Annotated in this window: 21 protein-coding genes and 1 pseudogene; 9 read left to right on the top strand and 13 right to left on the bottom strand. The window is 69.2% G+C overall.

What is annotated here, in order from left to right; genetic code table 11:
* The first annotated feature begins 62 nt into the window (after positions 1 to 62).
* Entirely contained in the window at positions 63 to 440 is a 378-nt protein-coding gene (locus AB0L60_RS32620) for a hypothetical protein (RefSeq protein WP_364621904.1), read from the top strand.
* A 54-nt stretch (positions 441 to 494) separates the two neighbouring features.
* Positions 495 to 1,136 (top strand): hypothetical protein, encoded by a 642-nt coding sequence (locus AB0L60_RS32615; RefSeq protein ID WP_364621901.1) that lies wholly within the window; start codon positions 495 to 497, stop codon positions 1,134 to 1,136.
* On the opposite strand, the gene AB0L60_RS32610 is transcribed toward AB0L60_RS32615, so the two are convergent.
* On the bottom strand, positions 1,137 to 2,414 hold the full coding sequence (locus AB0L60_RS32610; protein ID WP_364621898.1) for an ROK family transcriptional regulator: 1,278 nt from the start codon (positions 2,412 to 2,414) through the stop codon (positions 1,137 to 1,139).
* 66 nt (positions 2,415 to 2,480) lie between these two features.
* Between AB0L60_RS32610 and AB0L60_RS32605 the strand changes: the two genes are divergently transcribed.
* Positions 2,481 to 4,040 carry a carboxylesterase family protein gene (locus AB0L60_RS32605; RefSeq protein ID WP_364621895.1) on the top strand — a complete coding sequence of 520 codons (1,560 nt, stop codon included), beginning with the start codon at positions 2,481 to 2,483 and terminating at the stop codon, positions 4,038 to 4,040.
* 63 nt (positions 4,041 to 4,103) lie between these two features.
* Complete coding sequence (locus AB0L60_RS32600; protein WP_364621893.1) at positions 4,104 to 4,802, top strand: hypothetical protein; 699 nt, start codon at positions 4,104 to 4,106, stop codon at positions 4,800 to 4,802.
* 8 nt (positions 4,803 to 4,810) lie between these two features.
* Here AB0L60_RS32600 and AB0L60_RS32595 read toward each other — a convergent pair whose 3' ends face one another.
* The 3 genes from AB0L60_RS32595 to AB0L60_RS32585 all read right to left on the bottom strand — a co-directional run bounded on the left by AB0L60_RS32595 (position 4,811) and on the right by AB0L60_RS32585 (position 8,596).
* Entirely contained in the window at positions 4,811 to 5,860 is a 1,050-nt protein-coding gene (locus AB0L60_RS32595; RefSeq protein WP_364621890.1) for an aminotransferase class V-fold PLP-dependent enzyme, read from the bottom strand.
* Between the two features lie 91 nt (positions 5,861 to 5,951).
* Positions 5,952 to 7,454: an NAD(P)/FAD-dependent oxidoreductase gene (locus AB0L60_RS32590; protein WP_364621887.1), complete on the bottom strand. Its 1,503-nt coding sequence runs from the start codon at positions 7,452 to 7,454 to the stop codon at positions 5,952 to 5,954.
* 131 nt (positions 7,455 to 7,585) lie between these two features.
* Positions 7,586 to 8,596 carry a diiron oxygenase gene (locus AB0L60_RS32585; protein ID WP_364621884.1) on the bottom strand — a complete coding sequence of 337 codons (1,011 nt, stop codon included), beginning with the start codon at positions 8,594 to 8,596 and terminating at the stop codon, positions 7,586 to 7,588.
* Positions 8,597 to 8,819: 223 nt separating this feature from the next.
* Between AB0L60_RS32585 and AB0L60_RS32580 the strand changes: the two genes are divergently transcribed.
* On the top strand, positions 8,820 to 9,530 hold the full coding sequence (locus tag AB0L60_RS32580) for a Mut7-C RNAse domain-containing protein (RefSeq protein ID WP_364621881.1): 711 nt from the start codon (positions 8,820 to 8,822) through the stop codon (positions 9,528 to 9,530).
* A 78-nt stretch (positions 9,531 to 9,608) separates the two neighbouring features.
* Here the strand turns inward: AB0L60_RS32580 and AB0L60_RS32575 are convergent, their stop codons facing one another.
* From AB0L60_RS32575 to AB0L60_RS32550, 6 genes are all read right to left on the bottom strand, one after another.
* Positions 9,609 to 10,121 (bottom strand): MarR family transcriptional regulator, encoded by a 513-nt coding sequence (locus AB0L60_RS32575; RefSeq protein WP_354841464.1) that lies wholly within the window; start codon positions 10,119 to 10,121, stop codon positions 9,609 to 9,611.
* Positions 10,121 to 11,125, bottom strand: coding sequence for an aminotransferase class I/II-fold pyridoxal phosphate-dependent enzyme (locus AB0L60_RS32570; RefSeq protein WP_364621877.1), 1,005 nt, complete (start codon positions 11,123 to 11,125; stop codon positions 10,121 to 10,123). Before AB0L60_RS32570 ends, AB0L60_RS32575 begins: the two co-directional genes overlap by 1 nt.
* Positions 11,126 to 11,138: 13 nt before the next feature.
* Complete coding sequence (locus AB0L60_RS32565) at positions 11,139 to 12,149, bottom strand: 3-oxoacyl-[acyl-carrier-protein] synthase III C-terminal domain-containing protein (protein WP_364621874.1); 1,011 nt, start codon at positions 12,147 to 12,149, stop codon at positions 11,139 to 11,141.
* 2 nt (positions 12,150 to 12,151) lie between these two features.
* A complete protein-coding gene (locus AB0L60_RS32560; protein WP_364621871.1) occupies positions 12,152 to 12,811 on the bottom strand; it encodes an SRPBCC family protein in 660 nt (219 codons plus the stop codon).
* The gene (locus tag AB0L60_RS32555; RefSeq protein ID WP_364621868.1) at positions 12,808 to 14,592 is read right to left on the bottom strand and encodes a thiamine pyrophosphate-binding protein; all 1,785 of its coding nucleotides are present in this window, start codon (positions 14,590 to 14,592) and stop codon (positions 12,808 to 12,810) included. The genes AB0L60_RS32560 and AB0L60_RS32555 overlap by 4 nt, the downstream gene beginning before the upstream one ends.
* Positions 14,593 to 14,788: 196 nt before the next feature.
* Positions 14,789 to 16,000, bottom strand: a complete 1,212-nt coding sequence (locus AB0L60_RS32550; RefSeq protein WP_364621865.1) for a serine hydrolase domain-containing protein — start codon at positions 15,998 to 16,000, stop codon at positions 14,789 to 14,791.
* Between the two features lie 231 nt (positions 16,001 to 16,231).
* Between AB0L60_RS32550 and AB0L60_RS32545 the strand changes: the two genes are divergently transcribed.
* Both AB0L60_RS32545 and AB0L60_RS32540 read left to right on the top strand, forming a co-directional pair.
* A complete protein-coding gene (locus AB0L60_RS32545) occupies positions 16,232 to 17,470 on the top strand; it encodes an MFS transporter (RefSeq protein ID WP_364621862.1) in 1,239 nt (412 codons plus the stop codon).
* Complete coding sequence (locus AB0L60_RS32540) at positions 17,467 to 18,669, top strand: amidohydrolase (RefSeq protein WP_364621859.1); 1,203 nt, start codon at positions 17,467 to 17,469, stop codon at positions 18,667 to 18,669. The genes AB0L60_RS32545 and AB0L60_RS32540 overlap by 4 nt, the downstream gene beginning before the upstream one ends.
* A gap of 29 nt (positions 18,670 to 18,698) precedes the next feature.
* Here the strand turns inward: AB0L60_RS32540 and AB0L60_RS32535 are convergent, their stop codons facing one another.
* Both AB0L60_RS32535 and AB0L60_RS32530 read right to left on the bottom strand, forming a co-directional pair.
* Positions 18,699 to 19,250 carry a GtrA family protein gene (locus tag AB0L60_RS32535; protein WP_364621856.1) on the bottom strand — a complete coding sequence of 184 codons (552 nt, stop codon included), beginning with the start codon at positions 19,248 to 19,250 and terminating at the stop codon, positions 18,699 to 18,701.
* Between the two features lie 69 nt (positions 19,251 to 19,319).
* Positions 19,320 to 20,387: pseudogene (locus AB0L60_RS32530) on the bottom strand (ferredoxin--NADP reductase).
* A 239-nt stretch (positions 20,388 to 20,626) separates the two neighbouring features.
* Here AB0L60_RS32530 and AB0L60_RS32525 point away from each other — a divergent pair.
* Positions 20,627 to 20,863, top strand: coding sequence for a hypothetical protein (locus AB0L60_RS32525; RefSeq protein ID WP_364621853.1), 237 nt, complete (start codon positions 20,627 to 20,629; stop codon positions 20,861 to 20,863).
* Here the strand turns inward: AB0L60_RS32525 and AB0L60_RS32520 are convergent.
* Complete coding sequence (locus AB0L60_RS32520; protein WP_364621851.1) at positions 20,853 to 21,395, bottom strand: helix-turn-helix domain-containing protein; 543 nt, start codon at positions 21,393 to 21,395, stop codon at positions 20,853 to 20,855. The genes AB0L60_RS32525 and AB0L60_RS32520 overlap by 11 nt on opposite strands.
* Before the next feature lie 276 nt (positions 21,396 to 21,671).
* Between AB0L60_RS32520 and AB0L60_RS32515 the strand changes: the two genes are divergently transcribed.
* The gene (locus AB0L60_RS32515; protein WP_364621848.1) at positions 21,672 to 23,471 is read left to right on the top strand and encodes an alkyl sulfatase dimerization domain-containing protein; all 1,800 of its coding nucleotides are present in this window, start codon (positions 21,672 to 21,674) and stop codon (positions 23,469 to 23,471) included.
* Positions 23,472 to 23,596 lie beyond the last annotated feature (125 nt).

The following is a 23,596-nucleotide window of genomic DNA, read 5'->3' as shown; positions in this document are numbered from 1 at the left end:
TTCAGTATCTGTCTTGAGCAATTCTTCTGGCTATGTGCCATCGAAGCACTCCAGTATCGTTGGTGCTACAACCACTCTTCGAGGAGGTTCCCGACCTCATGGCCCTCGAATTCACCCCCTGGACCGTCCGCAGCGATAAGACGCCCGAGATGGCCGTTCGCACAACACCTTCCACCGATAGCTGGATACTCACCTGGCTCCCGGATCGATTGCTCACCCAGGAAGCGGCCTGCCGCGGCCTGGTGCTCGACGAGATCCTGAGCGATCCGAGTCCGGACGATCCCGATCAGGCGCTGGCGGTGGCCGAGCTGCTGGCCGGCGAGCTGGACCTCACCCTGCGCGAAGTCGTTGTGCTGCTGTGGGTTCGGTCCGCACAGCGAGACCTGCGCACCGAATTCACACCGGCGCCGCCGCACCCGGCTGCCCAGGTCCACAGCTGATCAGCGAATCCGCTGACCGGCACCACCTTTCGAGATCCCGGGGAGGAGATCTCCATGACCACCCATTCCACCCTCCGATGTTCGCGCTGCGGCTGGACCAATGCGCACGATGCCGCCGCCTGCCGGGGCTGCAGGCGGCCGCTCGGGCAGGTCGCGGCGGTGCCGCTGCCGACGGCCGGGTATCGGAGGTCCAGTTTGATCGGCACGATCACCTCGCCGCCGCGACCGATGGAAATGCCTGCGCTGCAGCCCCTGTGGTTCGTGGGCACCGCGGTGGCGCTGGTCGGCGAGGGAATGCTCCCGCTTTCGCGGGCGGCGATGGCGGTGACGGCGGGAGGGGTGGCCGTCACCGCCCTGCTCGTTCACCTGGCGGCCCGGCCCCGGATCGGGCCGCTGGCCCGGCTGGCCGGGCGCTGCGCGCCGGTACGCCGGTACCTCGGGATACGGGTCGGTATCACCGATGATGCTGGGGCCCACTGGGTTCTGCTTTTCCTGCCGCTGTTCGGCACCGACCTGCACCTGGGGGATCCCGCGTTCGCGGACGGCCACGAGAACCGGTTCGGGGAGTTCCGGGCGCTGACCGTCACCAATATCCGCACCGGCAACCGGCATTTCAGCCGCTGGGCGACTGGCTCGATCGCCGCCGCGACCAGCGTGGTGCTGGTCGGGCTGATGCTCGGGACCGCCCCCGCCTGATCAGGCGCCCGCCGGGGCCGCCGCCGGTAGCGGCGGCACCACTGCGGGGTCGGAAAGGACTGCGCGGCGGGCGAAGCCGAGAGCGCCGGTGAGAATCCCGTTCTCGCCGAGGGCCGGCGGGGTGACCCGCAGGGCCAGGGCGGGCGCGAGGGCCCGGCGACCGGCGAGGCGGGACTCGATGGCCGGGATCAGCCAGCGGAACCAGTCGCTCAGCAGGCCGCCCAGGACTACTTCGTCGGCGTCGAGGAGTGCGGTGATGGACAGGATCGCGGTACTGAGGGCCCGGGCGGCGTTGTCGAGCGCGGCCACCGCGCGCGTGTCGGCCCGGCTCAGCAGGGCCAGCAGTTCGGCCTGGGCGGCCTGCGAACCCTTGTGACGCAGCAGTTCCCCGAGTCCGGCGGCCTCGAACACCGCCTCCGGGCCCGCGAAGCAGACCAGGCAGCCGCGGGCGCCGCAGACGCAGGCGGGGCCGTCCATGGCGACCGGGATGTGCCCGGGTTCGCCGGCGATGCCGTGGCTACCGGTGTGGATGCGGCCGTCGAGAACGACGCCGCCGCCGATCCCGGTGCCGGCCTCGATCAGAACCAGGCCGCGCGAATCGTGCTGCAAGGCATGGAATTCGGCCAGGGCGGCCGCGTTCGCGTCATTGACCACGTCGATCGCGACGGCAGGCGCGGGCAGCCGGGCCGTCACCAGAGCACGCAGGCGCACGGGTTCCATCCAGCCGAAATCCGGTGCTACCACGACGGTTTGCGCCGCATCGTCGCGTACGGGTCCGGCCATGGCGATCACGACCCGGGCGAGCACCGGCGCGGGGTGCGGGTCCGAATCCGTTTCGGCGGCGGCGAATCCGGGTAAGGACGTCTCGATGCGGGCGACGACGGCGGCGACGGCGTCGGCCATGGCCTCGGGCGTTCCGGGGGCCAGGTCGTGCGGCACGACCTCGCGGTGCACGACGCCGCCCCCGAGATCGGAGACGGCGACCCGGAGATGCTCGGAGGTGATCTGGATCGCGGCCACCGCGGCGCGGCACGGTTCGAGGCGGAGCGGCCGGCCGGGGCGGCCGCGGGTGCCGGAGCGGAGGACGTCGTCCTCGCGGAGCAGGCCGCGGTCGGTGAGATCGGCGACGAGGGCGGTGACGGAACCGTGGGCGAGTCCGGTGGCGGCGGCCACCTCGGTGCGGGGGCAGGGACCGTGGTCGGCGAGGTGACGCAGGACCAGGCCCAGATTGCGGCGGCGGATGGCGGCGGCATCGGTGGGCGGGGGTGTGGGATCCACGGGGTTGAGACTAGGGTGTCGGTTAATTATTTCAAGTGTTGACATAAATATGGATCAGAGGTTGGCATGGCCGCGGAACAGATCGGACGACGGACCCTCCTGCTCGGGGCGGGGGCACTGGCCCTGACCGCGGCCTGCTCGAGCGGGAAATCCGGATCGGACCGGGCGAGCGCGGCCGACACCGTCGCCACCACCTCCGGGCCCGTCCGCGGCGAGCGCCGTGACACCGGCGTCGCCTTCCTCGGCATCCCCTTCGCCCAGCCGCCGATCGGCGATCTGCGCTTCGCCGCGCCCAAGAGCCCGGTCCCCTGGGTGGAGACCCGTGACTGCACGAAGTACGGCCCCACCGCGCAGATCAAGCAGCTGTCGGCGGTGACCGCCATCCCGGAGCCCTCCATCCCGGGCGACGGCATCCTCACCGTGAACGTCTTCACCCCGAACCCGGACCGGACCGCGAAACTGCCGGTGCTGGTGTGGATTCACGGCGGCGGCTTCGTGGCGGGCAGCCCCGCCAGCCCGTGGTACGACGGCGCGGCCTTCAATCGCGACGGCGTGGTGCTGGTGTCGGCCGGCTATCGGCTCGGCATCGAGGGCTTCCTGCATCTGGACGACGCCCCCGACAATCGCGGGGTCCTGGACTGGATCGCGGCGCTCACCTGGGTTCGCGACAATATCGGCGCGTTCGGCGGCGACCCGGCCCGGGTGACCATCGCGGGCCAGTCGGCCGGCGGCGGCGCGGTGTGGGCGCTGATGAACACCCCGTCCGCGAAAGGCCTGTTCCGCGCTGGCATTTCGGAGTCCGGCGCGGTCACGCAACCCAATGATCGCGCTACCGCGCTGGCCATGTCCGAGCTGTTCACCAAGCGCACCGGCATGCCCGCCACCGCCGCCGCGCTCCGCGACGTCAGCAAGGTGCAGTTGCGGGACATGGAGGACAGGCTGCGCGCACCCGGTCCGGACAGCACCGCCGCCACCCTGCTCGGCCTGGCCCCCTGGGCGGACGGCACGCTGATCCCCGCGACCAGCGCCGAGGTCCTGAAATCCGGTGCGGACCAGGATATTCCGCTCATGATCGGCTTCACCGCGCAGGAGTTCAACGGCGCCTCGCTCAGCGGCGAACAGGCGCCGGTCACCGACGCCACGCTGCCGGCGGCGCTGGGCGCGCTCGGTTTCGGCGCCACCACCACCGCCGCTTTCGGCCTCGCCTACCCGGGGATGAACGCGGATCAGCTTGCGGGACAGGCGCAGAGCGACGCCGTCATTCGCATGCCGTCCTACCAGGTGGCCGAGATACGAGCCGGGCGCAACCAGCCGACCTGGCTCTACGAGTTCACGTGGGCCTCGAATGCGCCCAAGTACCAGGGCATGTCGTTCCACTGCCTCGACGTGCCGTTCGCCTTCGACCTGCTGGGGGCGCCGGGTGTGACCGCGGTGGCGGGCGACAACCCGCCGCAATCGCTGGCCGATGCCGTGCACCGGGCGTGGGTCTCGTTCGTCAGCAACGCGGACCCGGGTGGCGGCTGGCCCCGCTACACTCTCGACCGGCGCGAGACCATGATCTGGTCCGATGCTCCGCACGTCCAGTCCGATCCATTCGCCGCACAGCGTCCGATCTGGCTGCGCTGACCCCGGAGGCTACCGTGTAGCGAAGCCGGAAGCCGTACGCGTCGAGTCGGATAGGTGGTAGGCATGCAGGTGAACCGCTGGATCGCACCGGTCGCGGTGGGCGTGACGCTGGGGCTGTCCGCCACACCCGCCGCCCACGCCGATCCCGGTGACACGCAAGCCGCGCTCGGCGGCGGCTCCGGTCTGGTCCTGGGCCGCGCCACCAAATGCAGCCTGACCACCATCGGCTACGACGCCGCCGGGCGACTGGTCGGCTTCACCGCCGGCCACTGCGCCGAGGCGGGGACCCCGGTGCGCGGTGAGCAGTTCCCCGATGCCGGAGTGGTCGGCGTGGTCCGGGACGCCGATGGGCAACTCGACTATGCCGTAATCGAATTCGATCCGTCCGTGGTCACCCCGCTGCGCGCCGTCAACGGCAGCACCATCACCGCCCTCGCCCCTGCACCACCGGCGCTGAGCATCGTCTGCCAGAACGGCCGCACCAGTGGCCACGCCTGCGGAGTCGTCTTGGCCTCCAGCCCCGTGGGCTTCCTCGAACAGGCCTGCTCCAGCTACGGCGACTCCGGCGGCCCCGTCACCAGCGGCGACCAACTCGTCGGCATGGTCTCCGCCCCCTTGATCAGCGACACCCGCGTCATCCACTTCAGCTGCACCAATGCCGACAACCCGGTCCACACACCGGTCATCGCCGTAGCCTTCGACACCGTCCGCGCCGCCGTCGACGCCGGCAAGGGCGTCGGCAGCGGCTTCCAGCCGATCTGACCTCCGGCCTACCCGGCGAGCACGTCGAGCGCCCGGTCGATGTCCGCCTCGGTGTTGTAGAAGTGGCAGGCCAGCCGCAGGCGGCCGGCCCGCAGGGCGCCGACGATACGCGCCTCGCGCACCCGCTCCAGGGTCTGCTCCGGCACCTCGATCGACACGATCGCCGAATTGCCCTCGGGCAGGCCGAGTCCCTTGCGCAGCCGGTCCGCCAACGCCACATCATGCCGGTGAATGGCGTCGATACCGACCGCTTCGATCAGCTCCAGGCTCCGCCGCTGCCCGATCCATGCGGGCCACACCGGCCCGACATCGAACCGGCGCGCGTCCTCCGCCAGCCGCAACGGGCCGTCGTAGACGGTCTCCCAGGGGTTGTACCCCGCGTACCAGCCGGCGGCGACGGGGCTCAGGTCATCCAGTGCCGCAGGCGTTCCCGCAAGGAACGCGGTGCCCTTCGGACCGAGCAGCCACTTGTAGCCGACACTCACGATCCAATCGGCCCCGGTATCGTGCACCGGCAGCCAGCCGGCGGCCTGGCTCACGTCGAAGAGCACCCGCGTGCCGTGGGCACGGGCGGCGGCCACGGTCGCCGCCACATCCAGCACCGCACCGTCGGCGGACTGCACCAGGGCGGCGGCCACCACATCGTCGCCGGGCCGGATCGCGTCCGGCAGGTCCGCCAGCGGCGCCACCCGCACGTTCACGTCGGTCCGGACCAGGAAAGGCCAGAGCACCGAATTGAATTCGTGCTCGGGCACCAGCACGTTCGCGCCCGGCCGCAGGCTCTGCGCCACCAGCCCGACCAGTTGCGAGACCTGCGCGCCGGCCGCCACCTGGGCCGCCTCGAATCCGGTGAGCCGTCCGAACGCGGCCCGGCACGCGTCGACGTGCGCGTCCACGCCGGGGATGTCGAACTCGCCGCGCATGCGCTGTTCCTCGGCCGCGATCACCTCCGCCACAACCGATTTCGGCAGCAGGCCGTAACTGGCCGCATTCAGGTAGGTCGTCGTGGGCGCGAACTCCTCGCGCACCATGGCCGGGAACGAAGGCGGAGTGTTCATTCCACCATCCTGCGATCCGGCCGGGGGTGCGCGAAAGGGCCAGCGGCCGGATCACTGGCTCGATCGTGAATCCGGCGGCGCGGGAAAAGGGTCAGGCGGAACGGGATTCGGCGGGGGCCGGGGTGGACTGGCGGGTGCTGCGGCGGAAGCGCAGGACGCCGTCCTCCAGCGGGGCCTTGCGGAGCATGGCGCGGTCGCGGAAGTAGTTGTTGATGACCTGCCATGGGCCGCGGGTGCCCTGGCGGGGCATGACGCCGTCGCCGCGCTGGATGTAGCCCGAGGTCAGGGCGCCGCCCATGAGGGACGCCTCGGAGCGGTCGCCCTCCTCGGGGATGGCGACGACCTCGGTGAATCCGTTGTCGCGCATGTGGTTCAGCAGGCGGCAGAAGTACTCGGCGGCCAGATCGGCCTTGAGGGTCCAGGAGGCGTTGGTGTAGCCGAGGATCACCATCATGTTCGGGACGGTGCCGAGCAGTGCGCCCTTGTAGGCCACCAGATCCCGGGTGGCGAGCGCCTCGCCGTCCACCTCCAGCTCCGCGCCGCCGAGCATCTGCACGGTGAGACCCGTTGCGCTGACGATGATGTCGGCCTCGAGCTCCTCGCCCGAGGCCAGGCGGATGCCCTTCTCGGTGAAGGTCTCGATGGTGTCGGTGACGATGGACGCCTCGCCCTTGCGCAGCACCCGGAACAGATCGCCGTTGGGCACCACGCACAGGCGCTGGTCCCACGGGTTGTAGCTCGGGGTGAAGTGCTTCATGTCGATATCGGGCCCGACCTGCGCGCGCACCGCGGCCAGCATGAGCTTGGCCGACAGCTTGGGGTTGGTGCGCGAGAGCTGGTAGCTGGCCCGCTGCAGCGCGATATTGCGCGCCCGGCCCGCCTTGTAGGCAATGGCGGCAGGCACTCTCGCGAACTTGAAGCCGACCGCGACCGGATCGTCGGCGGGCAGCGCGGCGATGTAGGTGGGCGAACGCTGCAGCATGGTGACGTGCGCGGCGTCGCTGCTCATGGCCGGGATGAGCGTGATGGCGGTCGCGCCGCTGCCGATCACGACCACGCGCTTACCGCGGTAGTCGAGGTCCTCGGGCCAGTGCTGGGGATGCACGATCTGCCCGCCGAAGTTCTCCTCGCCGGGGAACTGCGGCCGGTAGCCGTTGTCGTAGTCGTAGTAGCCGGTGCAGCCGACCAGGAAGTTGCTGGTGTAGGTCTCGGTCTTGCCGGTGCGCTCGTCGAGCACCTCGACGGTCCACCCGCCCTCGTCGCTGGACCAGGCGGTCTTGGTGACCTTGCGACCGAAGCGAATGTGGTCGGTGACGCCGTATTCGGCGGCGGTGTCCTCGATGTACTGACGGATGTGAGGTCCGTCGGCGAGTACCTTGGTGCCGTGCCAGGGCCGGAAGCCGTAGCCGAAGGTGTACATGTCCGAGTCGGAGCGGATGCCGGGGTACTTGAACAGGTCCCAGGTGCCGCCGATGGCGGTCCGGCGCTCCAGGATCAGGTAGCTGCGCCCGGTCTGCTCGCGGGTCAAATGGCAGGCCATGCCGATTCCGGACAGACCCGCCCCGATGATCAGTACGTCGACATGCCGCGTCATTGAGGTTCTCGCTTCTCGTCGCGCCCGGACACCGGCGTCCGGACGCACCGAGTATTACATGTTATTTACGGTAACGTCTACTGCCGCGGGCGGGTGGGGACCAAAGTCCCGGTCCACGCCCGTCACCCCGGTCAGGCCGCGCGGATCTGACCCGGGCGATCCGGTTCCGATCGGTAGCGGGTGGTCGCACCGTCGATGCCCAGCGCCTTCCACACCTGCTTGGAGACCGGATTCATCAGCCCGATCTTCTTGGCCAGCGACCGCACGTCACCGAAGAAGCCCGCGAAGGCCTGCTTGGAGTCGGGCAGCCCGAAGAAGACGTCCTTGCGGACCGAGCGCGGAATCCCGAATTCCCGGAAGAACGCGCGCGGCGGGACGAGGATGGCCCGCCCGCCGATCCACAGGACGATCGGGAAGGCCAGCGACAGCACGAACCTGTCGATCGGGTTCGCCTGCGGCACATGATGTTCCAGGAACTCATGGGCGAAGGAGATGTGCCGGGCTTCCTCGGCGATGTGGATCGCCATGACACCGCGCATGATCGGATGAATCTCCTCGCCCGCGCGCAGAATCGCCTTCTGGATGTGGTCGATCGGCTCCTCGCCGGAGAGCACCGCCATGAAGAACAGGTTCGGGAAGACCGAGGCGAGCGGCGGCACCAGATAGGTGAGCTGCTTGAGGATCGGATTCATGCCCGGCACGTCGATCCCGATGCGGTTCACCATCTCCTGGAACATCAGGGTGTGGTTGCACTCCTCGATGACCTCGTGGGTGCAGTACCGGAACTCCGGTGAGCCATTGGGCAGTTTGAAGGTGTGCTGCACCATGCCGCCGATGAGCAGCGTCTCGAACTGCAGCCCCACCTTGGCGATATTGGCCTGCCGCCACAGCCCGATGGCGATCTTGCGCGCCTCGGACTGCGCCTGGTACCACGGATGCCGGGCGAACATGTCGCCCGAAACCGACAGGATCCACCGCTTGTCGTCGGTCTTCACCGCGAAATCGGGGTGATCCCAGTCGATATCGGTGAACGGATCGAAATTCTTGTCGACCGAGCCCTGCGAGAGCAGCATGAGCTTCTCGGCATACTGCCGGGCAAGCGCGACCGCAGGGTCGTCGGCCGTCACGGATGCTGACGTCATTGTCAGAGCCTCTCGGGAAGTGACCTAAGTATCTGTTTCCCATCGTTACACCTATGCTGGCAAGGCGTCAACAAGAGATCGGCTACGACCAGAACCGTGGTTGCAGACTCCACTGGCCACCACCGGCCTCCCGATCGCCGTGCCCTTTCCTCGCCGCCGAACCGGCCGGCCGGGATCGAAATGGAGTTGCTCGCCGGCGCCCGGTTTCTGGGATCCTGGGCTGGTGAACGCAGGGGAGATCACCGTCGAGTTCGCGCCCGAGCTGCGCGTGTTCGTCGGTCAGCGCGACGGCTCGCCGGTCCGGGTGGACGGCACCTCGACGCTGGGGCATGTGGTGGAGTCATCGGGTGTGCCGCTCACCGAGGTGGGCGCCTTGCTGGTGAACGGGGAACCGGTTGCGGCCGGTCATATTCCACGCGGCGGCGAGAACATCACGGTGGCGGCGGTGGCCCGCCCGCAGACCAGCCCCGAACCGCTGCGCTTCCTGCTCGACATCCACCTGGGCACCCTGGCCCGGCGGCTGCGCCTGCTGGGGATCGATGCGGCATACGAGAATCCGGATATCGGCGACGCCGCGCTGGCGGCGCGCTCCGCGGCCGAGCGCCGGGTGTTGCTCTCCCGCGATCGTGGCCTGCTGCGCCGCCGCGAAATCTATTCCGGCGCTTACGTTTACAGCCATCAACCGGCGGAGCAGCTGGACGACGTGCTGTCCCGCTTCGCCCCGCGCCTGGCCCCGTGGACCCGCTGCACCTCCTGCAACGGCACGCTGCGCCCCGCCGACCGCGAGACCGTCCGCGACCACCTGCCCGACAGCACGGGCCAGACCTACGACTCCTTCGCCCAGTGCGTCGACTGCGGCCAGACCTACTGGAAGGGCGCGCACCACGCCCGGCTGGACGCCATCGTCGCGGACGCACTGGCCAAATTCGCGTGACCGACAACACTGCCCGCGTCCCCGTCGCCGATCACCGGCGTGGTGACCGGGCGGGGTCGGCGGTCCGGGGATCGGCGGTCAGCGGGCGCGGGCGGCTGCGGCGGCCGCGTCGAGGCGAGCACCCAGGGCCTTGACCTGATCGCGCAGCGTCTCGATGTCCTCGATCGGGACGCCGACCAGGTCCACCACGGTGCGGATCATCTGTTGTGCGCCGTGCTGGAGGTCGCGGCTGGCGTCGGTGGCGTGCAGTACCACCGCCCGGCCATCGGTGGCGCTGCGGACACTCTCGACCAGGCCGCGCGACTGCAGTCGCTGGACCAGGGGCGAGAGCGTGCCGTAGTCGAGATGCACCTGTTCACCGAGGTCCTTCATGGTGATGCCGGGCCGTTCCCACAGCGCCAGCAGCACCAGGTACTGGGGGTAGGTCAGGTTCATGTCGTCCAGGAACGGCCGGTAGGCGGCGGTCATGGATCGCGACGTGGAGTACAGCGCGAAGCACAGCTGGGCATTGAGCGACAGCAGTGCGTAGTCGATCTCCTCGTCCGCTCCGGCCCGTTGCCCGTCGGGTGCGGAAGGCGGATGTTCGTGCATTACTGCACTGTACTGCGGACCGTGGCGAGCACGGCGTCGGTGGCCGCGCGATCGCCGACCGTGATGCGGATACCGGTGGGATAGGTCTTGACGTGGATGTCCGCGCCCGCCAATGCGGTTGCCACCCGATCGGCCTCGGCGCCGGACAGGGTGAGGTAGGAGAAGTTGGCGTAGCTGTCGGGCACGCACAGGCCGAGCTCGCGCAGCCCGGCGGTGAGATGTGCGCGTTGCTCGCCCAGCACGGTCACCCGGGCCGCGATCTCGTCCTCCGCCTCGTAGCAGGCCCGCACCGCCACCTCGGCCAGCGCGGTCATGCCGAACGGCAGCTGCCAGCGGGCGATGCGCTCGATGAGCTCCGGCGCCCCGAGCGCGTAGCCGACCCGCAGGGCCGCGAGGCCGTAGGCCTTCGAAAAGGTGCGCAGCACGAGCAGATTCGGGTGCCGGTCCAGCAGGGCGAAGACATCGATGCGGTCCGCCTCGGCGACGAAATCCACGTAGGCCTCGTCCAGGACGACGGTGACCGCCGCCGGGATCCCGTGCAGGAAGTCCTCGAATTCCCCTGGCGGCACCAGGGTTCCGGTCGGATTGTGCGGGCTGCAGACCACCAGCAGCCCGGTCCGCTCGGTCACCGCGGCGGCCAGCGCCGCCAGGTCCTGTCGGCCCGCGCCGGTGAGCGGCACCGTGACGGGCCGCCCGCCTGCCATGCTGGTCAGGATGGGGAACCCGTCGAAGGTGGGCGTCGCCATGACGACTTCGGCCGCGCCGGAACCGAACTCCTGGACGATGTGCATGATCACGCCGGTCGCGCCCGCGCCCACCACGATGCGATCGGGGTCGCAGCCGAGCCGGGCGGCGATCAGCCGCGGCAGCCGCTGCGGCAGGAATTCCGGATAGCGATTGGCCGAGGCCAGGGCGGCGCTCAGCGCCTGCTGGACCGAGGGCGGCGGTCCGTAGGGAATCTCGTTGAGCTGCAGCCGATGTCCGGCCGTGATCAGCGGACTCATCGCGGCCGGTCCCTCAGCGCCCGCCCCAGCGGACGGCGGCGGCCCCGGCGAAATCACCCGCGTGCGCGAAGCCCGCGAACATCACCAGCGACCCGGCCGGCACCCGGCCCTCGTCGACCGCCCGGTCGAAGGTGACGGGAATGCCCGCGCCGAACAGGTTTCCGCAGTCGTCGAAGGTGTCCGGGTGCCGTTCGGGCGGCAGCTGGAGGGCGTCGCGCCAGTTGCGCAGAAAGGCGCGGTTGGGCTGATTGGTGACCAGCAGATCCAGCTCCTGCGCGGACACCCCGATGCGACCGCACACCGCGTTCGCCACCTCGGGCACCAGCCGGTTGCCGCGCTGCAGCACCTTGGCGATCTTGGATTCGGTGAAACCCACGTGCATCTGGCCGGATCCGGCCTCCCAGTAGCGGCGCGGCGGGTCGGCGATGACGGTCATCTGCCCGGCGAACTCCGGCAGGTGCCGGGTCTCGATATCCAGGATCGGCGAGACGCCGGACTTCACCAGCAGTCCCGCGCCCGCGCCGTCGCCCGGAATCGCGGCCTGCGCCTTGCCGCGCACCTGCTCCTGGGTGAAGACCTGGCCCGCGACATTCTGGATGGTCACCACCAGGGCGGAGCGGGCGTCGGAGGAGAGCAGGATCTGGCGGGCCAGTTTCATGCCGTAGACGAAGGACGCGCAGCCGCCGTTGTGCAGGTCGATCAGCCACTCCGGCGCGATGCCCAGGCGGGCGGCCACGTCGCCACCGCTGCCCACGATGCCGATGTCCGGCAGCTGGGTGTGCACGATGAGAACATCGATGTCGCGCAACGCATCCCGGCCCTGCCGGGCGAGGATCGGGGCCACGGCGCGCTCGGCCATGTCGGCGGGCGTCTCACCGGGCGCGACGTGGTGGCGGAACTTGGGGACCTTGAACATGATGTTCGAGGTGACCTCGTCCGGATCCGCGTACTGCGCGAAATAGTCCGCGGGGACGACGTTCTCGGGCAGGTATCCGGCGACGTCGAGCAGGCTGACAGTACTCATGGTCAGGCCATCCATTCCGGCTTGATCGGCTGCCCGGCGGCGTGCCGGTGTTCGCAGATCGCTTTGAGATTGCGCAGTTCCAGCAGGTGCCCGGCGGCGAAGAGGTGCCAGAAGTCGCCCACCCAGACCGGGCGGCCCTCCGGCTCGGTCTCGGGATAGCCGTTGTCCTCGTAGAACGGGTGATGGCAATTGGTCCAGGTGACAACGGATCCCGGCTTGTTCAGCACGAGTTGCGCGTCCACGACCCGCATCAGGTAGATCATCCACAGGTGGTCGGCCTGATCCCAGGCGCAGTGGTAGTCCACGGTGCGGGCGTCGGGGTTGGCGACGGTACGGGTGTAGATGCGGGTGTGCGAGCCGATCCGGTCATCCGACACCCAGATCTCGGGATCGGCGGTGCGCTCGAAACCCCGCATGCTGTAGGTCCATTCGCACAGACTGCGAGTGTCGGCCAGGTATCCGTACACCTCGTCCGGCGGGGCGGCGATGAATTCGGTGACGGTGCAGTACTCCCCGTAGATCTCGTCGTGCGGGTACACGGCGCGGGTCATGTCGAGGACCAGCGGCATGCCCTCCTTGAGGGCCATGGTCTCGATGCGGTACACGCCCGGGATATCCAGCTCCGGGACTTCGATCGGCGCGTCGGTGGCGGTCTCGGTCATGCGAGCGACTCCTTCAGGAAGGGGGCGAACGGTGGGATTTCGTCTGGGTCACACTGCAGTTCGATGAACGCGGGCCCCGGCGTGGCCCGCGTCTTGTCCAGTGCGTTCTCGAAGTCGGACAGCGTGCGCGCGGTCCAGGCGGGCAGCTCGGGAAACATGGCCGCGACACCGGCCCCGATCTCCGCCGCGCGGAACCGGTTGAAGCTGTACTCGCCGGAGTAGAAGACCTGCTCCCGCGTCACGCACATGGCGTGCGCGTTGTTGTTGAACACCACGAAGGTCACCGGCACCTGGTACTCGACAGCCGTGTGCACCTCGTGGCCGTGCATGAAATACGCGCCGTCCCCGGCGATCACCACGGCCCGCCGACCCCGCCCCAGGGCACACCCGATCCCCGCCCCGAAGGAGTAGCCCATCCCGCCCATGCCGAGCGCGATCAGGAACCGCCCGTCCTCGGGGACCCGCAGGTAGTGCACAACCGCGGCACCGGTGTTCCCGGCATCCGCGACCACATCGGTGCCGGGCTCCAGCGCCGCCTCGATGGCCGCGACGGCCGGGCGATATCGCACACCCGGGCCGGACGTGGGCGGGACGGTCAGCTCGTGCGGTGCACCGTATTTCGATTGCACACCAATCGATTCCGAGGCGGTCGCCGTGTCACCGGGCAGCGCCGGGAGAGCGGGCAGGACGGCTGATTCCGCCAAGGAGGCACGCAGTTCCCTGAGGGAGGCACCCAGCGGCCCCCGCGCCTCGGCATGAACCGGCACGAACGGCTGTTCCGCTCCCAGGTACACCACGCGCGGACAGGCGGCCAGCGCCGGATCCAATCCGGCCCGTGCGGTCATCGACAGCGGCGCCCCCACCAGCAGGCACAACTCCGCCGCCGCGACGAGCCCGGCGGCATGGGGGTGCCCCATGACCCCGACGACCCCGGCGAAGCGGTCATCCCGATTCGAGAAGGCATCCTTGGCATCCGGGGTGACCAGCACCGCCGCATCCAGCACCCGCGCCACCTCCGCCAGCTCGGCCCGTGCGTCGGCCGCCGCGACCTCGGGTCCGGCGATGACGACCACCCGGCTTCCGGCAGGCACATCGGCAAGCAGCGCCGCGATGTCCGACGGCGTTTCCTCAGAGCTCGCAATCGGCTCATCCCAACCCCCGTGGTCGGGCTCGTATCGCAGGCCGGCCGCCAGGGTGGATCCGCTCGAGATCAGGGTGGCTTGAATGTCCTTGGGAAGCAGCAGGACTGCCGGGCCACCGGACAGCGCGGCGACGATGGCACGGTCCAGCTCGGCGGAGATGTCGTGGGGCCGAGTGATTTTGACGCAGTGGCGGGAGACCGCGGTGAAGATGCGCTCGGCGTCGAGGCGGCCGGGGTGGCCGCTGGCGTCCTGGAAGGCGCCGCGACCCTCGAGGGTGGTCGGGGGCTGGCCGACCAAGGCCAGGACCGGGACCCGGGAGTCGAAGGATTCGGTGAGGGCGGCGAGGAGATTCATGGCGCCGCCGCCGGAGGTGGCCGCCACCACGCCGAGGCGGTTGGTGGCGCGGGCGTAGCCGTCCGCCATGGTGGCCGCGCCGAATTCGTGTTTGGCGATGATGCCGGTGAGGCCGGGGCGCCGGTGGAGGGCGTCGTAGAGGTCCTCGATATTGGCGCCGCCCACGCCGAAGACGTGGTCGGTGTGTGCCGCGATCCGCTCGGCGATGAGATCGGCCACGGTTCGGAATTCGGGTTTTCTCTCGAACACGATCCCCCGTTTCACATTGCCTTGTCCGCGATACATCGCACACAAGGTATCCATTTGAAGCAAGCTCGATCAACGTGTCTCAAGTCACAATCAAGCCGGAAGTTGCTGTTGCGCAGCGTAATTAGCCATGCAAAGACCCCGCCGGGGATGCCTCGGCGGGGTCCCGGTCCGGACGCAGGGGGAGAACCGGACCGCATCTGGATGGCTACCGGCGTGGGGCCGGTCTATCCAGTCAACGATCGGCGGCCTGCCGGGGTTCAGTGCGAGTACCCGATCGGCGTGTCGGCTTCCCGAAGGCCGCGCGGGCCAGGCGGAGGCAACGCCGGTCGCCATTGAGGGTGAGCCCGAGGCGGTTGGGAACGTAGGCGAAGGAGAGCCCGGTTTCCGGATCGGCGAAACCGAGCGAACCACCCATACCGGGCGTGCCGTAGGCGCGGTGACCGGACGAACCAAACGGGAAGGTCGGACACGACTTCCGGAATCCGAGGTGGAATCGGGTCGTGGTCTTCAGCACGGCATCGGGTGCGGGCACCGGTCCCGGGCCGCCGATGCGGGCCCGCACATCGTCCGCGATCGGCAGCTCACCGGACAGCCCGGCCGCATAGATCCGCGCCAGGCCGCGCGCCGAGCCGACCCCATTGCTGCCCGGCAGCTCCACCGACATGATCTCGGGCCGCACGAAGTCCTCGGGCATGCCCAGGTCCGGAACCGTCAGCGCCCGGAACAGCGGGCCCCGGCGCAGCAGCGCCGGAACCGCCTGATTCCAGGGCAGATTCCGTTCGTGGCGCAGGTCCAGCCCGGAGGTGCGGACCAGCCGGGCGATTCGCTCACCCCCGAGATCCGCATCCAGCCCGATCGTGAAATCGACGCCCAGCGGCCCCGAGATCTCCTCGGCGATGAACCGCCGGATGCTGCGCCCGGCCGGATCGGCGCGGCGCACCAGCTCATTGATGTACAGCCCGATACTGACCGGGTGATAGCCCTGTCGCGTACCCGGCGCCCACCCCGGCCGCTGCGCCGCCAGCACGCCGGCGACGCGATCCAGATCGAACAGGTCGGCCAGGGTCATCCGGGTATCGCGCAAAATGTGGAGGCCCACCTGATGATCGATCAGCTGCCGGACGGTGACCTCGGCCTTGCCACGCGCCGCGAATTCGGGCCAGTACCGCGCCACCGGCTCGTCGTAGTCCAGCTGCCCGCGCGACACCAGCATGGCAAGCGTCAGCGCCGCAACACCTTTGGTCGACGAGAATACCGGGGCTATGGTGTCCCGCTCCCACGGCAGCCGCCGGACCGCATCCCGCCAGCCGCCCCAGAGGTCCACCACGGGCGTGTCCCCATCGAACACCGCCACGGCCGCGCCGACCTCCCCGTGCTGGAAGTTGCGCCGGAAGGCGTCCGCCACCCGCCCGTACCCGTCGGCCGCATACCCGTGAATAGTCATGTCCCTCATCGGACGCGAGACTACGACACCCCCAGCGCCACGCCGCACGCCACGGGTGCGGGCAGTGACTCGTGCCTCTCGAACCCCGTCCAGCCAATTGCAGGGCGTTTACCAATCGTGCGATCAGGGCGTCACCACCTCACATGGCGGCTCTCGGCAATTGCGCCGTATGCTCGGGCATCGGCACGAACGTGGCGCCCTGCCACTACTCCCGCTTTTGAAGGGGCCTGGATGCCACGCACCACCCGGATAACCATCATGCTGCTGTTCGCGGCGTGGGTGGTCGATTACATCGATCGGACCGTGATCAATTTCGCGTTGCCCTCGATCGGCGACGACCTGGCTCTCGACCACACGCACCAGGGTCTGCTGGTGTCGGCGTTCTTCATCGCCTATGCGCTCATCCAGGTTCCCGGAGGTTTGCTGGCGGATCGGTTCGGGGCCTTGAAGGTCGGCATCGCAGGTCTGACGGCCTGGTCGATCTTCACCGGATTGACCGCGGTCGCCTGGTCTTTCGCGGTCCTGCTGGGCATCCGGTTCCTGTTCGGCTTGGTGCAGGGTGTTTTTCCGGCGGCCGCCATCAAGGCGCTGGCGGAACGCAGTCTGCCCGAGCAGCGGACGACCGCTGCGGGATGGACGAACTCCTCGAACGCGGCCGGCCTGCTGCTGGCGGCGGTGATCGCGGGGGTCATGCTGCCCACGGTCGGGTGGCGGGTGATGTTCGGGGTCATCTCGGTGCTGGGGGTGGCGGTCATCCTGGCGTGGCGTCGATGGATGCCGGAACCGCTGGTGCAGGACGAGATTCCGGTCGCGAACGCCGGCACGAGGGCCGAACGCCGCGCCGTGCTGTTCTCGCCCGCACTGATCGGCTTCGCGGTCATCTTCTTCGGCTACGACGTACTGGTGTGGGGCGTCACCGCCTGGACGCCGACCTTCCTGCACGAGCAGCGCGGAATCTCCATGGGCGGCATCGCCATCGCCGCGGTGCCGACCACGCTGGCCGCGGCGGCCGGGGTGGTGCTGGGCGCCCGGCTCTCCGATCGGATCGGCGGGCGGCCGCGGGTGATCGTGGTGCCGGCCATGGCCTTCACCGCCGCCATGCTGTTCGCCCTGCCGCGCGCCGAGTCCTTCCCGCTGTTCGTCCTGCTGGGCACGACGATGAGCCTGGTCGCCGGGATGGCCTACATGCCCGCGTTCTCGGTGCCGCTGCGGTCGCTGCCGAGCGCCTATATCGGCGCGGCCACCGGGGTGATCATCTTCGGTGGCCAGCTGGCGGGTGTGGTGAGCCCGCTCGCCTTCGGTGTCATCACCGATCACGTCTCGTACACAACGGCTTTCGAAGCCATGGCCCTCGGACCACTGCTGGCGTTGCTGGCGGCGGCCGTGGTCCCGCAAACCGCCGACGCGTTCCGGGCGACGCTGGCCCGCCGCGCCTCGGCGATCGTCCCGACGAAGGAGAGTCTCACGTGACCGAGCACTGGCAGCAGGTCTACCGCCATCTGCACGCCCACCCAGAGCTGTCGGGCCAGGAGCACGCCACCGCCCGCCTGGTGGCCGATGAGCTGCGCGCTCTGCCCGGCTGGGAGGTGACCGAGAACGTCGGTGGCACCGGTGTTGTCGGCGTGCTGCGGAGTGGTCCCGGGCCGGTGGTGTGGCTGCGCGCGGATATGGACGCGCTGCCGGTGCAGGAGGAGACCGGGCTCGACTACGCCTCCACGATCCCCGGCGTCATGCACGCGTGCGGCCACGACGTGCACGTCACGGCACTGCTCGGCACCTGCGCGGAACTGTCGGCGAATCCCTTGCCCGGCACGGTGGTGGCGCTGTTCCAGCCCGCCGAGGAGACCGGTGCGGGCGCGCAGGGCATGATCAACGACGGTCTGCTGGAACGCTTTCCGCATCCGCGCATCGTGCTCGGCCAGCATGTGAGCCCGCTGCCCGCGGGCATCATCCTGAGCCGGCCCGGCACCCTGATGGCCGCCTCCGACTCGGTCCGGATCACCTTCCTGGGCAAGGGCGGCCACGCTTCTCAGCCGCACACGGCCATCGACCCGCTGCTCATGGCGGCCTCCCTGGTGGTGCGGTTGCAATCGCTCACCGCCCGCCAGACCGCCACCGCCGCCAGTCCGGTCCTCACCGCCGGCGCTCTGCACGCGGGTACCCGCCCCAACATCATCGCGGACACCTCCGAGGTCCTGCTCAGCCTGCGCACCTTCACCGACAGTTCGCGCAACCACATGGTCGAGGACATCCAGCGCATGGCCGAGGCCGAGGCGGCCGCCGCCGGCGCACCCCAGGAACCGAAAGTCGAGTTCTACGACCACTTCCCGGTCACCGAGAACACCCCCGGCGACACCGAACGGGTGCTGGCCACCCTCACCGCCGCCGGCCTCCCCGTCATGCCCATGGACCACCCCATCACCGGCAGCGAGGATTTCGGAGCCTTCGGCACCGCGGCCCACGCCCCCTCCGTCTTCTGGCACATCGGCGGCATAGACCCCGCCCGCTTCAGCGAGGAGGACCAGGCCTACATGCTCACCGAGGGCGCCCTTCCACCCCGCTTCCCCTCCAACCACTCCCCCCGCTTCGCCCCCGACCCCGCCCAAGCCCTCCCCGCCGCCATCACCACCATGCTCACCGCCACCCGGGCCGAACTCACCCGCGCCTGAAAGCCGGCGATAGAGAGGGTTCGGCAGGTTCAGGCCATTATCGGACCCATCAGAAAGGCCGGCCGCACGTCGCCGCCCGGCCGCGAATACCGCAGGGCGTCTTCGGATTCCGTGGAATGGTGTTCCTCGAGCTCCGCCCGGGATTCGGTGGAGGGTGATCCGAAGACGAAGCCGCGCAGGGCCAGGAAGCGCAGGGCGCCGATGGCCGCGGTGAGGGCGATGACGGCGGCCGCGCGGGCGAGGGGGCTCAGGCCGGGCGCGTAGGAGTCGAGGGCGGCCAGGGCGGCCGAGCTGATCAGGAGGCCGATCACGGCCAGTCCGCCGCCTTCCCATTGGGCGGTGAACCAGGTGACGCGGCCGGCGGCGCGGAAGGTGAGATGGCGGTGGAGTTCGTTGGCGATCACGGTGCTGAGGATCGAGCCGGCGATATTGGCGATCAGGGGACCGGTGCTGTTCAGGGTCAGGAACAGTACGAGGTAGGTGATATTGCTGGCGCCGCCGACCAGGGCGAAGCGGATCAGCTGGGCGAAGACGTGATCGCCGCGCAGGTAGCGCAGTCCGAGATCGGCGGTGGTGTTCACCTGATTACCGTCGCCGGTGCGACTGACATCGACCTGACGTCGACCTGACGCGCGGCTTGCGTCGGGCACTCACTGGTCGAAGGCGATGTGGAGGTCGTCCGATTCGGGCAGCGTCTGGCAGGCGAGGGTCAGGCCCTGGGCCAGTTCGTCTTCGATCAGGGATTCGTTCATGAGCATGCGGGTGCGGCCCTGCTTGACGCTGCAGACGCAGGTGGCGCAGGCCGATTCCCGGCACACGTAGGGGGCGTCGATGCCGTGGCCCAGCAGGACGTCGAGGAGTTTCTCGGATCTCGGCCACGGCAGGGTGTGGGTTTCGCCGTCGATGTCGACCCGGACGGTCGCGACATCCGCGGCGGCCGTGCCCCGGGCGGTCGCCATGGCGCGCGTGGGTTCGGACGCCATCGGGCTGTGGTGTTCGAACGGGTTGTCGGTGAGCGAGCGGTAGTTCTCCTGGTGGATGGCCCGGCCGGGAATGCGGAGCTGACCGAGGCCCCGCTCCACCGAGGACGCGAAACCCGCCGGGCCGCACACGTAGACGTCATGACGGCGGTAGGGACGCGCCCACAATGCGAAGACACGCGAGGACGGCAGCCCCCGCTCGGATTCGAGCCAGTGGGTCACTGTCAGCCGTCGCGGGTAACCGCGAGCCAGCTGCCGCAGCCGGTTCGCGAAGATGATCGATTCCCGGTCCCGGTTGGCATAGAACAGCGCGATATCGCCGCGCCCGATGGCGAGCGCCGATTTGAGGATGGAGATCACCGGCGTGATGCCGCTGCCCGCCGCGCAGAGCAGCAGATCCCGGTCCCACGCCCGTGGCACGAAATTGCCCGCCGGTTCGAGGACGGTGAGGAGGTCGCCCGCGGAGACGTTGTCGCACAGCCAGTTCGAGCCGTAACCGCCCGGCGTCCGCTTGACCGTCACGGTGGGCCGGTCGTCGCAGTGCGGGCTGCTGGACAGGGAGCAGCAGCGGGCTACCGAGCCGGTGCGCTCGCTGGGAACGCACACGGTGAGGTATTGCCCCGGCGTTTAGGCGAAGCGGCGGGTCAGGTCGGTGGGGATATCGAAGATCAGCGAGACCGCGTCGGCGGTCTCGCTGATGACTTCGCGCACCTTCAACTGGTGGGCGCGTGCGTTCAACGGGGCCCTCCCCTGCCGAACGCCAGCTCCCCCGGGGACTGGATGCGCTCCATCGAAAGCGGTTGCGTCATCCGGCGGAGCTGGTGCTCCCAATCCCGCCTACATCGATCTGGTGGCCGAGCGCCCCAACCTGTTTCGCTTCATTGTCAGCTCACATGTGGTCGCGGCCTTCGGCGCGACCCGCCTGATGTGAGGATGGCCGCCCACTGTCCGATACAGTCGCGGACTTCTTCTCCGGCGTGCTGCGCCTGCGCGGTGCGAACGGCGACCACACCCAGTTCGCGGTGGATGCCATGCTCGGCGCGATCGGCCTGGGTGTGCTGCGCCGGCTGAATGAACCGGCCATCACCGCAAAGGAACTCGCCGAGGAACTGACCACCTTCGCTTGGGGCGCGCTCGCGGCCACCGCCGCCGCCGGCGGCCTCACCCTCGATCCGGACGCGCCGCTGCTGCCGCTGCCCCAGCTCAGCGAATGAAGCGCTCCACCATCCGCCGCTCGCTGGCGGCATCGGCCAGCGGCCAGGTCAGCAGCGACAGCACCATACGCACAATCCATTGCGCCGCTTCGTCATCCGGCGCGATCCCGGTGAGCAGGGTGGCGATCCGCCCCAGCTCCGGCGAGCTCGCGAAGGCCCCGTCGCTGCCGCCCGCGCGGGTGCCCGCGAATCCCTTGGCCAGCACCGGATCCGAGCGCACCGCCGCCACCGCCGCCAGGATCGCCTCCACGATCCGGCGCGGGCCCTCGTAGCGCCGCACCGCCGCGGCCACCCTCTCCGCCACCGCGATCGCCGATTTGGCCATCACCGCGTCGAACAGTGCGGCCTTGCCGGGAAAGTGCCGATACAGCGTGGCCCGCGAGCAGCCGACCGCGCTCGCCACCTCGTCCATCCCCACATGGTCGAACCCCCGCGCCTGGAACAGCTCCGACGCGACCCCGACGATCCGGTCCGCGGCGACCGACCGCCGCACGCCACCCGCCAGCCAGTCCACGCGCTGCTCGGTCACCATGCCCACTCCTCATCGATGAAGATCAGGTCTCATCCTGAGATGTGAGTCACGATTCGTCCAGGGTCAATGCGGACACCACGGGCGGGTTGCCGGATATCCGTTGCATAGCTGAATCTCCGTGAATGCACCAAATTCACCTTGCGCACCCACCTGCAACAGACCTATCTCAAATTGCTGGAAGTTCACTCGTTCTGTGTGAGGCTGGCGAAAGACGTGGCGTGGACAGTGTCCGCCTACGGGCTCTGCAGAGCCGGAAACCCAACAGTGAGGTGGCACATGACAGCAGCACCCGTTGATCGCACCGATTTCGACAATGCCGAGCGCGGATTCATCGCGCGACTCTCGCCCGCAGTGATTCCGGGGAAGAGCGGCGGCGTGGCCTACGACGCGGACTCCTTCGACTTCCTGAAGGCCGACGGCGCGGCCACCGTCCGCCCGAGCCTGTGGCGGCAGTCCCAGCTCACCGCGATGCACGGCCTCTACGAGGTGTGCGAGGGTGTGTATCAGGTTCGCGGCCTGGATATTTCGAACATGACGCTGATCGAATCGGACAACGGCGTCATCGTGATCGACCCGCTCGTGAGCGCGGAGACCGCCGCCGCGGCGCTGGCGCTGTACCGCGCGAACCGCGGCGACCGCGCGGTCACCGCGGTGATCTACACCCACCCGCACGCCGATCACTTCGGCGGCGTGCTGGGTGTGGTCGATCAGGACACCACCGTGCCGATCATCGCGCCCGAGCACTTCATGGAACACGCCATCTCGGAGAACGTGTACGCCGGCACGGCCATGCTGCGCCGCGGCATGTACTACTCCGGCGCGAATCTGACGCGCGACCCGAAGGGGCTGGTCGGCATGGGCCTGGGCCCGGTCGCCTCGGCGGGTGAATTCGGGCTGCTCGCACCGACACTCGACATCACGGCCACCGGCCAGGAGGAAGTGGTCGACGGGGTGCGGTTCATCTTCCAGATGACGCCCGGCACCGAGGCGCCGGCCGAGATGAACTTCCTGCTGCCCGACCGCAATGCGCTGTGCATGGCCGAGAACGCTTGCCACACCCTGCACAACATCCTCACCCTGCGCGGCGCGCAGGTCCGCGATGCCCGCATGTGGTCGCGGTACATCGCCGAGGCGATCGAGATGTTCATCGACCGCACCGATGTCGTGTTCGCCTCACACCATTGGCCGACCTGGGGCCGGGACAACATCGTGGAGTTCCTGATCCAGCAGCGCGACACCTACGCCTATCTGCACGACCAGACCGTGCGGCGAATGAACCAGGGCGAGATCGGAACCGAGATCGCCGAGGACTTCCCGCTGGCCCCGGACCTGGCCGCACAGTGGAACAACCGCGGGTACTACGGCTCCGTCAGCCATGACGTGAAGGCCGTCTACCAGCGCTATCTCGGCTGGTACGACGCCAATCCGGCGCACCTGTGGCTGCACCCGCCGCGGGAGCAGGCCACCCGCTACGTACGGCTGCTCGGTGGCGTGGACGCGACCGTCGCCAAGGTGAAGGAGTTCGTGGACCAGGGCGATCTGCGCTTCGCGGCCGAACTCGGCAGCCACGCGGTCTTCGCCGACCCGTCCCACGCCGAGGCCAAGGAGACCCTGGCGGCGGTGTTCGACCAGCTCGGCTTCGGCTCCGAGAACGCGACCTGGCGCAACTGTTTCCTCACCGGCGCACAGGAACTCCGCCGGGGCGTCGCCCCCACGGCGATCGCCGCCAGCCAGGCGGTAGCCCTCGCCATGAGCATCACCCAGCTGTTCGACACCCTGTCGCTGAACATCGTCGGATCCCAGGCGTGGGACGAGAAGTTCAGCATCGCTTGGCATTTCACCGACAGCGGCGAGGAGTACCGGATGGAGCTGAGCCATGGCGCGCTCATCCACCATCCGGCCACCCGCAAGCGAGATGCCGATCTCGACATCACCCTCACCAAGCTGGGCCTGATGCAACTGATGGCGACAGGGAAGTTCGACGGCCTGCAGGCCAAGGGCGATACCGGGGTGTGGAAGCGGCTCACCGGCCTGCTCGACAAGGCCGATCCCAATTTCACGATCGTCGTGCCCTGACGCTCGGAAGACCACCGGACCGCCTCGACACCCCCCGGGGCGGTCCGGATCCGACTCGGCCACCACCGAATTCACCATCGAGGATTACCTGGATCCTGCCCTGAATCCCGACATCTTCTGATGGA

This window comes from Nocardia sp. NPDC051981 (genome assembly GCF_040680715.1).
Lineage (GTDB): Bacteria > Actinomycetota > Actinomycetes > Mycobacteriales > Mycobacteriaceae > Nocardia.
This window is presented reverse-complemented; position numbering and strand designations above follow the sequence as displayed.

Excerpts from the sequence above, each read along its gene's own strand:
- AB0L60_RS32615 (WP_364621901.1), top strand. The coding sequence starts at position 495 with ATGACCACCCATTCCACCCTCCGATGTTCGCGCTGCGGCTGGACCAAT.
- AB0L60_RS32605 (WP_364621895.1), top strand. The coding sequence starts at position 2,481 with ATGGCCGCGGAACAGATCGGACGACGGACCCTCCTGCTCGGGGCGGGG.
- AB0L60_RS32600 (WP_364621893.1), top strand. The coding sequence starts at position 4,104 with ATGCAGGTGAACCGCTGGATCGCACCGGTCGCGGTGGGCGTGACGCTG.
- AB0L60_RS32595 (WP_364621890.1), bottom strand. The coding sequence starts at position 5,860 with ATGAACACTCCGCCTTCGTTCCCGGCCATGGTGCGCGAGGAGTTCGCG.
- AB0L60_RS32590 (WP_364621887.1), bottom strand. The coding sequence starts at position 7,454 with ATGACGCGGCATGTCGACGTACTGATCATCGGGGCGGGTCTGTCCGGA.
- AB0L60_RS32585 (WP_364621884.1), bottom strand. The coding sequence starts at position 8,596 with ATGACGTCAGCATCCGTGACGGCCGACGACCCTGCGGTCGCGCTTGCC.
- AB0L60_RS32575 (WP_354841464.1), bottom strand. The coding sequence starts at position 10,121 with ATGCACGAACATCCGCCTTCCGCACCCGACGGGCAACGGGCCGGAGCG.
- AB0L60_RS32570 (WP_364621877.1), bottom strand. The coding sequence starts at position 11,125 with ATGAGTCCGCTGATCACGGCCGGACATCGGCTGCAGCTCAACGAGATT.
- AB0L60_RS32565 (WP_364621874.1), bottom strand. The coding sequence starts at position 12,149 with ATGAGTACTGTCAGCCTGCTCGACGTCGCCGGATACCTGCCCGAGAAC.
- AB0L60_RS32560 (WP_364621871.1), bottom strand. The coding sequence starts at position 12,811 with ATGACCGAGACCGCCACCGACGCGCCGATCGAAGTCCCGGAGCTGGAT.
- AB0L60_RS32555 (WP_364621868.1), bottom strand. The coding sequence starts at position 14,592 with ATGTATCGCGGACAAGGCAATGTGAAACGGGGGATCGTGTTCGAGAGA.
- AB0L60_RS32550 (WP_364621865.1), bottom strand. The coding sequence starts at position 16,000 with ATGACTATTCACGGGTATGCGGCCGACGGGTACGGGCGGGTGGCGGAC.
- AB0L60_RS32545 (WP_364621862.1), top strand. The coding sequence starts at position 16,232 with ATGCCACGCACCACCCGGATAACCATCATGCTGCTGTTCGCGGCGTGG.
- AB0L60_RS32520 (WP_364621851.1), bottom strand. The coding sequence starts at position 21,395 with ATGGTGACCGAGCAGCGCGTGGACTGGCTGGCGGGTGGCGTGCGGCGG.
- AB0L60_RS32515 (WP_364621848.1), top strand. The coding sequence starts at position 21,672 with ATGACAGCAGCACCCGTTGATCGCACCGATTTCGACAATGCCGAGCGC.